The following is a 13,436-nucleotide window of genomic DNA, read 5'->3' on the forward strand; positions in this document are numbered from 1 at the left end:
TCACTTCCCGTCCACCGTGACCGGGGCGGTCATCGGCAGGTTCTGTGCCACGGCCTGCGACATGAGCAGTGGTTCGGCGTGCCGTTCGCCGCCGTAGGCGAGGTAGTTCGCCCTCATCCCGAATCCGCCGAACGGGCGGTTGCCGTCGTCGGCGTCGAGCAGTGTGTGGTTGACACAGGTCTGATGACGCTTGGCCAGCACCCGCACCGTCTCCGGATCGTTGCCGTAGACCATCGCCCCGAGAGCGCGTTCGCTGAAGTACGGGCTCGACAGCCGTTCCCGCAACCGCCTCGCACTGGGGTAGGCCACGATGTTGAAGACCGGGGCGAACATCTCGTCCAGCGGCATCTTGTCGTCGAAGTCCCACAGCAGCACGGTCGGCTCGATCCTGCGGGACAGCAGATCGATGCGCCCGCCGTGCCGGATACGACTCACATGGCGCGCCAGGTAGTCCGAGCAGCTCACCAGCGCCGAGCCATAGTAGATCGGACCGTAGTCGACAGCAGGGTCGCTGTTCCGGCCGAAACGCAGTGAGTTGAGTTCGGTGGACAACAGGTCGACGAATTCCTCGGTGCGACCCTGGGGCACGAACACGACGTCGGGGCCGAAACAGTCCTGGCCCGAGTTGAAGAGCCGGATGTTCGTGACGTCATGCACGGCGCGCGTCAGATCGGCATCGGGTGCAATCACGAAAGGGTTGATGCCACGGCCGAAGAAGAGGAAGAGCTGGTCTTCTGCCAGCCCTTCGCGGATGATCTCCGCATTGGAGTAACTGCCGGTGAAGACGATGAGGTCCGCCTCACGTGCGGGTCCCGTCACGAACTTGCGCTGGCTGAGCTCGAACAACTCGATGGGTAAGCCGTGAACCGGCGCCAGCAGGGCGTGCAAGCGCTGCATCTGACTCCTGATCTCAGAGGACGGCCGAAAGGTGATGCGGTCGCTGTAGAGGGACGCCACTAGCAGGTAAAGCGCGTACGAATAGAACGGGATGTTGGAGGGCATGAACACCGCGGCACACGGCACGCGGCTGGGCCGGACCCGGCAGATCTCCTCCTCCGCTCCATCAAGGGTGGCGAGGAACGAGCGAATCTCCGCCCGGGCGGTTCGGTGGGGCGAGATCTCGGTGAGGATGCTCATCACCGCGTCTTCGTTGTCGGCGACGTACCGGCGCACCGCGCGCAGCGCGTCGACACGGTCCGTGAAGGGGATGCGGTAGCCGGTCGGGCCGACGGCCGGGCCGGACGCGGTGGCGTCGGTGGTCGTGTGATGTAGAGCGGGCAGCGAGGTCATCGCGATCTTCTCCAGAACGGCCAGGTCGGGCTTTCCCGTGCTCGTGAGGGGCAACGCGGGGAGCACGACGATGTGGTCGGGCTGCTCGTAGCGGGCGAGCACCGGGCGCAGCATCCGTTGCCAGTGCGCGGGCTCGTGACCGTCCGGGTCCGCGATCACGAACACCAGACGAGAGCCCAGACGTTCGTCGGGGACAGCGACGACCTCCGTCTGCGCGCCGGCCGACTCGGCCCGCTCGGCGAGGTGGTCGGGGTAGAGGGTGTGGCCGTCGCGGTGCACGGCGTGCTTGCGTCCGATCGGGAAGACACGGCCGGCGTCGTCGAGGAGCCCGATGTCGCCGGTGCGGTGCACGGGTCCCGGAACCGGAACGATCTCACCGTCATCGCCCAGATAGCCGGTCATCAGGCCGTCACTGCGCACCACGATTTCGCCGAGCCGGCCGGCGGGAAGCAGCCTGCCGTGCTCGTCGTGCACTTCGACGACCACACCGGGCAGCGGTGTACCGCACCCGACCGGATCGGACGGGGCCGCCAGCGCGATGTTTCCCACCTCGGTCGCCCCGTAGCCGTCCAGCAGATGCCGTCCCGTGCGGGCGTGGAACCGGGCCGCCAGGTTGCGCCCCAGCGGCGCGCCGCCCACGCACCAGGCCCGTACCGTCGTCAGCGCGTTCACGAGAGCGGGGCGGCGTTCGAGCAGGTTGAGCAGGCTGTAGTACGACGATGGGGCCCCGTCCACGACGGAGAGGCCGTGGGCCACGCCGACCTCAAGTGCGCGGTCCAGGCGCGTGGTTGGCCCGTACACCATCAACGTGCCGCCGCTCAACCACCAGCAGAGGACCAGCGACAGACCATACTGGTGGGAGAACGGCAGAACGGGCAGGAAGACGTCGTCGGGCCGGTACCCCATGCGTTCCGCGCTCAGTGCGAGGTTGTCCAGGATCGAGCGGCCGGAGCGGACAATGCCCTTGGGGTTTCCCGTCGTACCCGACGACCACGAGATGGCGGCGTCCAGGCGCTGTGCCCAGGTTGCGACATCGGGCACGGCCGACGTGTTTAAGTGGGGTCGCGGTGTCACGGTGTTGCCGGTGCTGTCGCGGATTTCGAGCACCACGCGCGCCTGCGCGCGGATCTGCGATCGCTGTGACGGGGTGGCGCGATGATCGGCCAGGACCACCGAAGCGTCGAGATGAATAAGCGCGAGTAAATCCACAACCCATTCCCGCGAATTGGCCCCGCTCATCATCACCCGCGAACCGGGTTCGATGCCGCGATGGGCGAGAAGTTCGGCTGCAGCAAATACGCGGTCCACGATCTCGCCTGTCTCCCAGATACGCCCCCCAGGCGAGATCAAGCGCCTTAAAACGGGCAACTAGTACTCCTTGACGGTGCTTCGCGGATCTGCCCTGGGCGGCGCTCTTCAGCGTGACTGCGATCGGCCACGATACGGGGACGAAGGGCGTCGCAAATAGACCTCCTTGATGTCAGCGGGTACCTTCAGCTTCCTGCCGCGCACGCGGAAAAACCTACTCAACCCGCGATAGTTTCCACTCCTACTCAAGAAGATGCATCTAGCACGACTGTCTCACGCCCGCAAACTGGTGTCGAGATGGACTAGTTGGCCGCCGATGATTTCGAGCCGACACCCTTTGAGTTCAGACTTATTGACGGTGTGTGCGTTATCTGGTGAGAATAAGCGGACCCGGCCTCCGGATGCACCGGAGGCCACGCAGTGGCTCGCTGCGTCCGCGCTGGTCGAGGGCCGGAACCGACCGGAGACTCCTGCCTCGTGCGGGTGTCGGTCCGCTCTGCGGACAACGGGGGCCGAGCTGGCCTGGACTCACTGCTGCCCCGCCGCGGCGCCGACGAGCGGGTGATCAGGTCCTGTCCGAGGGCGAGCGAGCCGTCACCCGACAGGTCGTGCGGGCTTGCTTTCCCCTAGGCAGACGACCAGTACTCCCACCAGGCATCCGAACACGGTCGGACAGGCTGAGCAGGAACGTACGGACATCGAGCACCGTAAAGAGAACAGCGAAGAGCAGAACTCCAAGCGTGCCCAGCGACCACACCCCTGCCGAGGGAACCCCGGGGGTTCCCGACAGAGCCGCTCAGTGAACGCACGGGTCACCCAGCGAACGGACCGTCGTGGTGGCCGCCAGCGCGAACGACTACTGGTCTCACCTCCATGGCAACAGGCCGATCCGTCTCGCCGGACTCGGCCCGGAAACCATTGCGCCGTACGGGCTCGCCAGGTGTCGGGGCCCGTGGTGCGCGGTCAACCGCCCGGCGGCCCAGCTGACCGATGCGCCTGGAGACCCATCGCCGCGTTGCGGTGATCATTCAGCGCGGAGGAAGAAGTGGCAGCCCCTCACTGGACCAGGCTGGTGTGCGGGTGGCCTCCGTTCGCCGGGCAGGCGTACAACTGCAGGCGGTTGGCGTCCAGCACCGTGATCCCAGGCGGATTGAACCAGATGTCGTCGGGCGCGCCTGCGGGCTGGTCCTCGTACGGGATCCAACTCGTGGTGTTGCGCTCCCATTCGGACGAGGCGATGGTCAGCAGAGGCACCATCGCGGTCCCGCAGGCCACACAGAACCGCGGTACGGGGTCGGTCAGTCCCCAGCGGGACCAGCCACCGATCTTCCAGCCGGGGGCGTGGGACAGCGCGTCGTCATAAAGCTGCTGTGGGTTGGCCTCGTCGACCACGACGCCCGCTGCCTGCCAGAGCGCTGGGTCCTTGGTCTGCTCTCTCAGCTCCTCGGGGAGTTCCCCGTAATGGGGGTACTCGGTGATCTGTTCCGGCGCGAGTACGCAAGGCTTGGGTATGTAAAGGTACTCGTCCGCTTCGAACGGCTCGGGCGGCGCGGCCAGCGCGTCGGTGACATCCGCGGCGGTCCGCCAGGAGACCTCGACCGGAATACTTGAGTCGGGATCGTGCTCCGAGGGGCACCACAGGACCTGCAGCAGGTCGCTCCGCCCGGGCGGCCGCAGCAGGGGTATGTCCCGCGCGTACAGCTGGGCCACGGGCACCATGGGGTTACTCCATTCATGCCCGATGCGGCAGTACATCCACGGTTGCTGTGCGGGCCACAGCAAGGGCCCGCCGATCGAGCTGTCGTGCACCGTGGGAGAGCCGGGACGCGGGTGCAGCCGGACCGCCGGGCGGGCCAGCGGGGCCAGCGCGGGAAAGACCGCGCCGATATCAACCGGCCGTGGCGGGGTAGTACGTGTGCGATTCATGATGATGATCATGCCAACACCCACTGACAACCCAGCAGGACCGGCCGCGTCCTGTATGCGCGCGACGCCCTCTCTGCTCGCGCACGGTGCAAAGCGACACCACCCCCTGCCCTGGACCGCCATCTGGAACGAGAACCCACGGCCCTTCGCCTGGACGAAGACCGCCGACGAGATCCTCACCTCGCTCGCGGACTACCTCGCGAAAGTCACCCCGCCCGGCACCAAAACCACCTAGCCACTTACGCCTCAGATTTCCGGCGCATCACACTAGCCCGGCGAAGTATGGACACTGGTCAGCTGGCCGGGAGCCGGCCCCGCTGGACCGCGCGGACGCCTGCCGCGAATCGGCTCGCGGCAGGCGTTCCATGAGGTCGGCCGTGGTGCGGCGGGCGGTGCGCAGGGAGACTGCGGGGCGCTTGGCCACGGCCTCGTCGGTGAAGCCGCGCGCCAGGAGCCGCAGCACCCTCGGCCTCCGTTGGCGAGCGGACGGCCGCGCTCACCCGCTGGGGGTTCGATCGGCTCGGGTCGGCCGGGGCGCTGCCTCGGCTGTCTGGCCGCGCGGTCGGTCGGCTGTGGTGAAGAGGGCGTGGAGCAGGACGGCCGCGAGGGTTCCCGCGACGACTCCGGAGCCGAGCACCGTACGGCTCCAGGACGGGAAACCGCTGTAGAGGTTCGGGGTGACGATCGGGAGCAGTCCGACGGCCAGGGCGAGGGCGGCGGTCATCGACTGTCCCCGCTGCGCGAGGTCCGACCGCGCGAGCATCTGGACGCCCGTGACGACGATGACCGCGTAGACGACCAGCGCGGAGCCTCCCACCACCGCCGGGGGAAGACCGGCGACCGTTCGCGAGAGCGGGGAGAGCAGGCCCATGGCGATGAGGAGGCCGCCCGCCGCAGCTGTGACGGAACGGCTGCGCACACCGGTCATCCGGCTGATGCCGATGTTCTCGGAGCTGGTCACCATCAGGGACGTACCCCATGCCGCGGCGAGGATCGACGTCAGCGCGTCGGCACGGGCGACGTCGGGGACGTCCCGCCCCGCGTCGGCCTCGCGGCCCACGGTCTCGCTGTTGAGCACAGTCTGGCCGGTGATCTCGGCGAGGGTGGTGAGGCTGAAGACGAGCAGGGGCAGGGCCGCCACGATGTCGAACCGTGGTGTTCCGTAGGGGAAGAGGTCGGGGAAGGCGAAGCCGCTGCCCTGGGCCGGGCTGAAGGTCCCGAGCCCCGTCACCACTGCGACGGCCGTTCCGGCGGCCATGCCGATGAGGACCGCGCTCTGCCGCCAGACACCGCGCAGGACGAAGTACGCGGTCAAGGTGACCGCCACCGTCAGGGCCGCCAGGGCGACGGCTTTGGGCGCCGCGTTCCCGGTCGGCCCGGAGATGAGCTGCGCGGCGACGCGCACCATGGACACACCGATCAGCAGCACGGTGACGCCCATGACCAGCGGCGGGAAGAGACGCACTATCCGTGCGTACAGCGGTGTCACCGCAAGCAGCAGCCCGGCGGCGAGGAGGACCGAGCCGCTGGCGGTGGCCGGGCCGTGGTCCTTGGCGATCTCGACGAACAGCGCGGTGGCGGCGCCGCCCGGGAGCATGACGAACGGCAGGCGAGCCCCGAACTTCCAGACGCCGAGGGACTGGAGCAGCGATCCCGCCCCGGACAGTACGAGGACGGCGCTGAGCAACGACGCGGTGTCCGCGGAGGACAGCCGCAGGGCGCCCGCGGTCAGGAAGACCGTGGATATCGGGGCGGCGACCATCGCCAGGACGTGCTGGAGCGCCAGGAGTGCCAGCCGCTGTACGGGGACCCGCCCGTCCGGCGGCGTGGTCGTGGCGGTCGCTGTCACCCTCGGACCTTCAGCCAGGGCAGCTCTTCGGCCGCGTAACGGTAGGCCCGGAAGACGGCGTTCGGCTCGGCGGGGAAGAGGCTGCGGACCTCGGACTCCGCGTAGCCGCCGAAGTGCGGAACGATGTACTCCCACACCAGCTCCCCCCCGGCCGTGACCTCGAACAGGCGCCCTGCCGGGGAGTCGGTCACCAGTGTGTTGCCGTTCGGCAGGCGCTGCGCCGCCCCCATGAACGCGGCGAAGAAGGACTCCTTGGCGGGGTCGTGGTACTCCCACACGACCTTCCCCGCACGGTCGATCTCGATCACCCGCGAGTACGGCACGTCGTGCCCCGGGCGGAAGACGCCGTTGTCGAAGACGAGCAGGTTGCCGTTCTCCAGCTCGGTGGGGTGGTGCTGTTGGGAGACGGTGCCCGGCTCGGTGCGCCACAGGATCTCACCGGTTTCGCGGCTGATGACGACGACAGCCGAGACGCTGCGCAGGCTCGCCAGGATGTTCCCGTCCCGCAGCGGGGCGACGGAGTTGATCAGCGGCCAGTGTTCCCTCGCGTAGTCGGCATGCAGGGCGTACGACGCGCGGTCGAGGTGTTCGGACGCCCGCCAGGACCAGACCTCGTGCCCGTGGGCGTCGACCTGCTTGATCGTGTCCGCCCAGACGACCCCGTTCGCCTCGGAACCCGCCACACCTCCGAGGACGCCGTCCGCCGCCGCCCCGGTCAGGGGCTCAAGTGCGGTGTAGAGAATGCCCCCGTCGGCCAGGTGGTGCGCATCGTGGTGCTGGAGCGGGTCGCGGTGCTCGCGCAGCACCGTCCCGTCGGGCCCGTACACGCCGAGGACGCCGCCCCGGTACTTGTGCCACATCGGGAACAGTGCTTCCTGGCCTGGCAGCACCCCGTTGTAGGCGAGGTCTCCGCCGGGCAGGATCCGCGCGTGGCGGCCGGGGCGGTACGGGAGGTTCCAGGTGTGGACGTCCTCGCCGCGCAGGTTCACCAGGTGCACTGCCCCGCCGCCGGTGAGCGGGGCGTAGAGGGTGTAGCCCGCGAAGGCCGCTTCGGGGTCGAGGGCGATGAGACCGGTGCCGCGTCGGCGGCGCTGGTTCTGGTCGACAGTGGGCACAGCCGTTCCTCAAACTTTCTTTGATGCGATCGAATATGTTTGAAGGTAGAGAGGCTGTGTGTCAGCAATGTGACGGGCGTACGAAACATCCGGGGCCCGTGCGTAAGGTGGCCCGAAGACGAACCGCGATCATGGGGGCACACAAGGGTGAAGGACACACGGGAGGGGTCGGGGACACCGAGGAAGCCCGACGGGCCGCATCCCGGGCTCGGCAATGCCGTACGCCGCCGACGCCGGGCGCTCGACCTGACCCTGGCTGCGGTCGCGGAACGCAGCGGCCTGTCGGTGCCGTTCCTCAGCCAGATCGAGAACGAACGCGCCCGGCCGAGCATGCGCTCCCTGCAACACATCGCGGACGGCCTGCGCACCACCGCTGTGGAACTCCTGGCCGCCGCCCGCACCGAGGAGCGCGCCGTCCATGTCGTACGGGCCAAGGACGACGCGGGGCTCGAAGGCGACGCCGGGGTTCGCCCTCTCGTGCGCGGCAGGCACCAGATGCACGCCCTCGAATTCACCGGGGCCCAGCGCGCGGACCGCGAATTCCTGCACCACAACGACGAGTTGATGTACGTCGCGGACGGCAGTGCCGAGGTCGAGGCCGAGGGCCGCACCTACCGGCTCGACCGCGGGGACACCCTCTACCTCACCGGCGGAGTGCGGCACCGCTGGCGCGCGACGAGCCCCGACACCCGAGTCCTCCTGGTCTCCGTCTCGGACGACATCGCGGACCACTGACCCCACCCGCCCCGGTCCGGGCCGCCGCCCTCTTGCGGGCACCATGCTGTGCGTGGAGCGGCCCGTACCAGGGGCGTGACCTCCACGAGGTCCCGGCCCTCGCCCCCGTCGAACGAGCCGGCATACCCGGAAATCCTGATGGAGTCCCGCCCGGGGCCTCCATAGACGAGGTGGGAGACGTGCCCCGAAAGTCGCGGCCACATCATGAAGATCCGGGTGGACGACGAGTGGCAGCGCCAGGGCTACGGCACCCGCATGATGCTGCGCGCACTGCGCGGCTGTGAGTCGTACACCTGGACCACCACGCAGCAGTTCGAGGACGGGGAAGAGTTCTTCCCGGCGCTGGGCACAGCCCTGGGCACCGGCTTCCCGGCGGCCACGTCGTGTGGGCACAACACCACTGGCGGCGGGGGGTATGCCAAGCCACGGGTCGAAAAACGGCCCGCCGCTCCCTGACCACCGGTGAGCTGAGCGGCGCAGACGAAGAGGCCCATCCCAGGTGGGAATGGGCCTCTTCGTGCAGGTTCACGCGCCAACGTGGCCTGCGAAATCCGCGCACAGCCGTTGACGGCGACACAGACCTTGGCCCGGCGTGAGGCGCTGGCTCGCCCCTGCGATCCACTGACGTCCCTACCCCCACATATCCGAGGCGCCAACCGTGCGGCAGGTCGTCGCTTGGCTCGCCCGCACGGCCGCACCGGACAGCGCCGCGCCTCGGGGTCCCGGGTTCCCACACCCGGATCACCGACCTGCCACCCGGCCAGTGCATGCCGGCCCGGCGCAACCGAGCGACGAGGACCACGAAGGCGAACGTACGGCGCGCTGTCCGGCTCAGGATCCCAGCGCGGCGAGCAACTCGTCGCGGCCGCTCACTCCGGCCTTGCGGAAGACCGCCCGCACATGCGAGTTGACGGTGTGCACCGAGACATCCAGGGCACGAGCGATCCGCTTGGGCGGTTCGCCACGGTGCAGGTGTTGGACGATCTGCCGCTCGCGGGCAGTAAGGCCGTGCCATGCCGCGAACGTCCCCAGTACGAGCTCACCGGTCGCCTCTTGGAAGACCAGGGCCACATCCCCGATGCCGTCCGCGTCGAGGGGCTGGGCGTGCACGGCGATCCGTCTGCCGAGGAAGGTGGTCGGGCTGCATGCCAGTGGACTCGGGGCGGCGGGATCGATCCGATGCCGCCGCGCCGCGTACACGATTTCCCGCATCGACACCGCGGGCATCCACGACGGCGCCAGCCCGCGCGCGGGGTCGATCTCCTCCAGCCACGCCCGCCCTTCCGCGGTGATGGACCGTACGTCGCCGTCCGGGCCGACGATGACCACTCCGGGCGGCAGATACGGCCGCGTGGGGTGCGGCTCCCCTTCGGTGGCGTACGTGCGCAAGAGGCTGATCAGCGATGGCGAGAGCCGTGCGAGACGCTCGGCGTCCTGCCTGTCGAACGGTCTGCCGCCCTCGTCGCGCAGCAGGGCAAGCAGGCCCCACGGCCCGCGCGCGTCCCGCAGCAGCAACCGCAGCTCCGAGCCCGCGCCATGAGCGGCCAGTGTTCCGCGGGCACGCCGGTGGCCGGCTGTGTCCCGGCCCGACGCCAGCCGCCCGGTACCGCCGAGCAGCCCCACCGGGGAGGCCAGCCGGGTGACATCGACGGGGCTGAAAGGGTCGGCCCCCAGATAGGACTCGTACAGTTGCGCCTTGACGAGCTCGGGGCTGAAGCCGTGCAGGAATCCGAAAGAGACCGCACCCGTCGCCGGATTCATACCGGACAACCGCAGTCCGTCATGCGCCACGCAGGGATACAGAGCATGCGACACGTACTCTGCCAACTCGTCTTGGACGAAGGGCCCTTGCCCCGACGCCTCCAAGGTGCGCGCAGCCTGGTCCATACCCCCCCACCCGCTCTTCGCACCGCGTCGGACGCCGCTCGGCAGATGCCGCAGCCCACACCCGCTGGCGCGGATGCCGTCTCCGGGCACGGGGCGTGGCCCTCAAAGCCTCGGCTCACGCCCTGGCCCCTTGCGCGGAACGGCACGGGACGCGGACTGGGGTCAGCTTCCCGACACCGCCGCGAAAGGCGGCCACGGGCTGGGGCCGTCGAGGCTCTGCGGAACGGACAGCGGGAGCGGGCCAGGAACGTCGTGAGCCGTCGCCGGGACGAAGGGCGGTATCGGGCCCGGACCATCAAGGGTCCACGTCGCAGACAAGGGCGGAATCGGGCCGGGACTGACGGCATGTGCCGGCGTCGCACCCAGGACGATTCCACTCAAGATCACCGCTGCCGCCACCGCCTGCACCGGCCTGAGTGCACGCACCATTGGGGGTCCTCCTCACCGGAAAGCGGGCCCGAGCATGTGGGTCGGGCCCCCTCGCGCGTTGTGCTGCCCCGACGCTAGACCAGGACGGAGATGTTCCGCCGCCCCCGCTCCCGGTATGGCGCGCAACATGCGGTAGGTGACCGGGACTGCGCGGCGTCCCTTGGGGAGGGTGGTGTCACCTGGTGTCGGCGGTCGGTCGATACCGCTGTCCTCACCCAGCCGGACGAGCGCCAGGCAACGCGGACGGGAAGGTGAAGTGACGGCTATCCAGAGCCCCGCGCGGCAAGGGCCTCCATGCGATGCATGGCGAGTTCGAAGGCGGTGGGCTGGATCTTCAGTTCGCCGTCGAAGGGGTGGTTGAACTGATAGACGATCAACAGCATGACACCGACGGTGAGGGCCAGCGCGCAGACCGCGCCGGCGTGGATACGGAGGCTGCCGACCTCGAAGAGGTAGACGAACCCCACCGTCATCACCGCTCCCACCAGCAGCGCGGCCCACAGCAGGGCCGGGACCCCGGCCGTGGCGGCCTCGTTCACGCGCTCGCGCCGCGCGTCCCCGAGCTGGCCGACGGCGTCCAGGGCGGACTGGTAGCGGGTCTGGTCGGCGCCCGTCTCCGGCTGACGGACGTTGATGAAGTCACGCAGATCCGTGAAGAGCGCCCATGCGGTGGCACTGTCCTTGCCCTGGCCGAGCAGGGGCCATTCCTGATGGATGACGGTGGAGGTGTAGGACTCGGTGAGATGGACCAGCGTGGTGCGATCGGGCTGCGGCAGGGACCGGGCGTACCAGGAGATCTGCAGAAGGGCGTTGGTTTCGGTGTAGGTATTGGCGTGCTCGCGCGAGTGCGTTTCCCAGACGCCCACGACGACCATGGCTAGCACGACGGCGTAGATGACGCCGATCTCGGCGTACACGAATCCCAGGACGTCGTTGTGCCGTCTACGGGAGTCGGCAGGGATTATCCGGGTCACCACGAAGACCGCTGCGGTCGCTGCCGCAGCAGCACCGACCAGCAGCGCGAACCCGAGCACAGGCATGGCAACTCCCCTTCTCCGCCAGCCTGGTAGCGACCGGCCCCACCCATCTGAGGAAACGATCCCCCCTGCCACGGACGCGAGCGGGACGGCGCCCGGCGGACCGGAGCGTTCCGACGGCGCGGGGGAGCAGACAGCTCACTGCCTCGTGGCGGATCTTTACGGGTACGTGGGAGACCGCCGACCGCACGGACGCTGGACGGGCCGCCGCCGGACATGGCCGCCCTCGCCCAATTCGTGTCGCCGGATGATGCCGCGGTTCGGAGAGGTCATGCGCGAGTTCGGTGCGGGCCGGCAGGAACCGGATCCCGCCGCGGTCAGCTGGGCTGTCGCGCGGACGCCGGCTGTTCGCGTGGTACGTACGCCATCCAGTCCACGATCTGCACCGCCGCGCCGGCGGCCTCCGCGCCGCGGCAGTGAGCGTGGTGCCTGCGGGCGATGCCGTCCAGGTCGAGGTGCGAACCGAAGGCGGGGTGCGCCGCCAGCCGCCGGGCGTACGCCCACACGCGGGGGTGCTCCGTAATGCGGTGCACCGCCGCCGCGTCCAAGTGGTGGCGGTGCACGGTGTCCAGCTGCACCAGTGTCACCCACACCTTCACGTCCGCCAGGGTGGGTTCACCGCCCAGCACATGCTCCCGCGAGGCGAGCCGCCGCTCCAGCGCGTCCAGCGCACGCAGCAGGGCGGCCAGCCCGGTGGCGCGTGCCGCCGGGTCGCCGTCGAACTGCCCGGCGCTCTGAGCGGACGCGGCAATGCCCTGCTCGCAGAGTCGGCCGACGCTGTCGATGGCCTTCTCGGCACCGCGGGGGTGGAGATCGGGGCCGTGTCCTCCGAACCGCCAGGTCAGGTCCCGCAGGATGTCGGGCGTATGGGTACTGACGATCGTTCCGGTCCAGTTGTCGCTCAGGACCGGCGCCGCCGCCAGTCCCGGGTACAGGTGTGAACTGGCTTCGTACAGCGGACGCAGCGCCAGGTAGCCGCCGTCCGGGGCGTCCGGCAGGGAAGGCAGCAGCGTCACCGGGAGGGTGCCGTCGAGGCCGAGCAGGGTGTGCGTAACGGCGATCTCCAGGCAGGACGGACAGGACAGCGAGAGGTGGAGCCGGAAGCGCTGCGGCGCGGCGTAGTAGCCGCTGCGCGCGTCGCGGCCGATCCTGCTCCGGAAGGACGGCACGGCGGTCGGGGATATGGCGGACATGCTTCTCCCTGGGGTGCTCGGTCACAGGCATACGGGGATGACCGCTCGCGGCGGCTTCGGCACGGCCGAGAGGCGGTACGGGCGTGAGGGTCAGGCGCGGACGGGCGTGGAGCCGTCACCGAGCGAGGAACTCGCCGCGCTGCACACGCGCAGAAGGTCGATGTGGCGGCGGGACGTCAGCGGGGGCAGCGGCCGGACGGCGGGGCGGACAGCTCGGCGGCCGAGGTCCAGCACAGAGCAGTCCATCTTTCCCTACCACTTCACTAGGTTTTCCCGTATCGGAGTGTCCGGCCATAGGCGGGCCCCGTCAAGGCTGCACCCCCTGGCACCAGAACGTCTCACCACTTGAGAATGCCGCCGGGCATGCCCGTCGGGTCAGGCCGCGCAGGGCGGACGTGTGGGCCTGGGGTCGGCGTGAGCGATTCCAATCTCCTGGCAAATGACGGACAGAAAGGAGCAATTCACCCTCTATATCAAATTATGAGATGCCTATATCCAACATACGGACACCCTCTTGGGGTGCGTGCCGCCTTCTGCCACGATCCCTAGCGCCCAGATAGGAAAACTAGGGATCAGAGGGTGGCTGTGGGAGCGATCAGCTGCGCAGAGCGGGTTCTGCCCGTGCTGACTTCGCGTCGTCATATCGACTTCGGACGTTCGTCCAGCT

The 13,436-nt window shown here is 69.1% G+C and carries 10 protein-coding genes and 2 pseudogenes; 3 read left to right on the forward strand and 9 right to left on the reverse strand.

What is annotated here, in order from left to right:
- Positions 1 to 2,598 (reverse strand): aldehyde dehydrogenase family protein, encoded by a 2,598-nt coding sequence (locus BX283_RS01140; RefSeq protein ID WP_257581660.1) that lies wholly within the window; start codon positions 2,596 to 2,598, stop codon positions 1 to 3.
- Between the two features lie 1,056 nt (positions 2,599 to 3,654).
- Positions 3,655 to 4,524 carry a hypothetical protein gene (locus tag BX283_RS01145; RefSeq protein ID WP_101392069.1) on the reverse strand — a complete coding sequence of 290 codons (870 nt, stop codon included), beginning with the start codon at positions 4,522 to 4,524 and terminating at the stop codon, positions 3,655 to 3,657.
- A 10-nt stretch (positions 4,525 to 4,534) separates the two neighbouring features.
- Between BX283_RS01145 and BX283_RS01150 the strand changes: the two genes are divergently transcribed.
- A complete protein-coding gene (locus BX283_RS01150; protein WP_143676327.1) occupies positions 4,535 to 4,759 on the forward strand; it encodes a hypothetical protein in 225 nt (74 codons plus the stop codon).
- A 58-nt stretch (positions 4,760 to 4,817) separates the two neighbouring features.
- Here BX283_RS01150 and BX283_RS42345 read toward each other — a convergent pair.
- The 3 genes and pseudogenes from BX283_RS42345 to BX283_RS01165 form a co-directional block, all read right to left on the reverse strand.
- Positions 4,818 to 4,987, reverse strand: a pseudogene (locus BX283_RS42345) (helix-turn-helix transcriptional regulator); the annotation flags it as partial.
- A 33-nt stretch (positions 4,988 to 5,020) separates the two neighbouring features.
- Positions 5,021 to 6,373, reverse strand: coding sequence for a uracil-xanthine permease family protein (locus BX283_RS01160; protein ID WP_101385819.1), 1,353 nt, complete (start codon positions 6,371 to 6,373; stop codon positions 5,021 to 5,023).
- Positions 6,370 to 7,488, reverse strand: coding sequence for an arylsulfotransferase family protein (locus BX283_RS01165; RefSeq protein ID WP_101385820.1), 1,119 nt, complete (start codon positions 7,486 to 7,488; stop codon positions 6,370 to 6,372). Before BX283_RS01165 ends, BX283_RS01160 begins: the two co-directional genes overlap by 4 nt.
- A 147-nt stretch (positions 7,489 to 7,635) precedes the next feature.
- On the opposite strand from BX283_RS01165, the gene BX283_RS01170 reads away from it, so the two are divergent.
- Complete coding sequence (locus BX283_RS01170; RefSeq protein WP_101385821.1) at positions 7,636 to 8,223, forward strand: helix-turn-helix domain-containing protein; 588 nt, start codon at positions 7,636 to 7,638, stop codon at positions 8,221 to 8,223.
- Between the two features lie 195 nt (positions 8,224 to 8,418).
- A pseudogene (locus BX283_RS01175) lies at positions 8,419 to 8,679 on the forward strand (hypothetical protein); the annotation flags it as partial.
- A 375-nt stretch (positions 8,680 to 9,054) separates the two neighbouring features.
- Here the strand turns inward: BX283_RS01175 and BX283_RS01180 are convergent.
- The 4 genes from BX283_RS01180 to BX283_RS40325 form a co-directional block, all read right to left on the reverse strand.
- Positions 9,055 to 9,984, reverse strand: a complete 930-nt coding sequence (locus BX283_RS01180) for a helix-turn-helix transcriptional regulator (protein ID WP_180356992.1) — start codon at positions 9,982 to 9,984, stop codon at positions 9,055 to 9,057.
- A gap of 818 nt (positions 9,985 to 10,802) precedes the next feature.
- Positions 10,803 to 11,579, reverse strand: a complete 777-nt coding sequence (locus BX283_RS01185) for a DUF4239 domain-containing protein (RefSeq protein WP_101385824.1) — start codon at positions 11,577 to 11,579, stop codon at positions 10,803 to 10,805.
- Between the two features lie 314 nt (positions 11,580 to 11,893).
- Positions 11,894 to 12,769 (reverse strand): glutathione S-transferase C-terminal domain-containing protein, encoded by an 876-nt coding sequence (locus BX283_RS01190; RefSeq protein WP_101385825.1) that lies wholly within the window; start codon positions 12,767 to 12,769, stop codon positions 11,894 to 11,896.
- A gap of 90 nt (positions 12,770 to 12,859) precedes the next feature.
- Positions 12,860 to 13,015: a hypothetical protein gene (locus BX283_RS40325; protein ID WP_180356993.1), complete on the reverse strand. Its 156-nt coding sequence runs from the start codon at positions 13,013 to 13,015 to the stop codon at positions 12,860 to 12,862.
- Positions 13,016 to 13,436: the final 421 nt, after the last annotated feature.

Origin of the sequence: Streptomyces sp. TLI_146, assembly GCF_002846415.1 — a bacterium.
GTDB lineage: Bacteria > Actinomycetota > Actinomycetes > Streptomycetales > Streptomycetaceae > Streptomyces.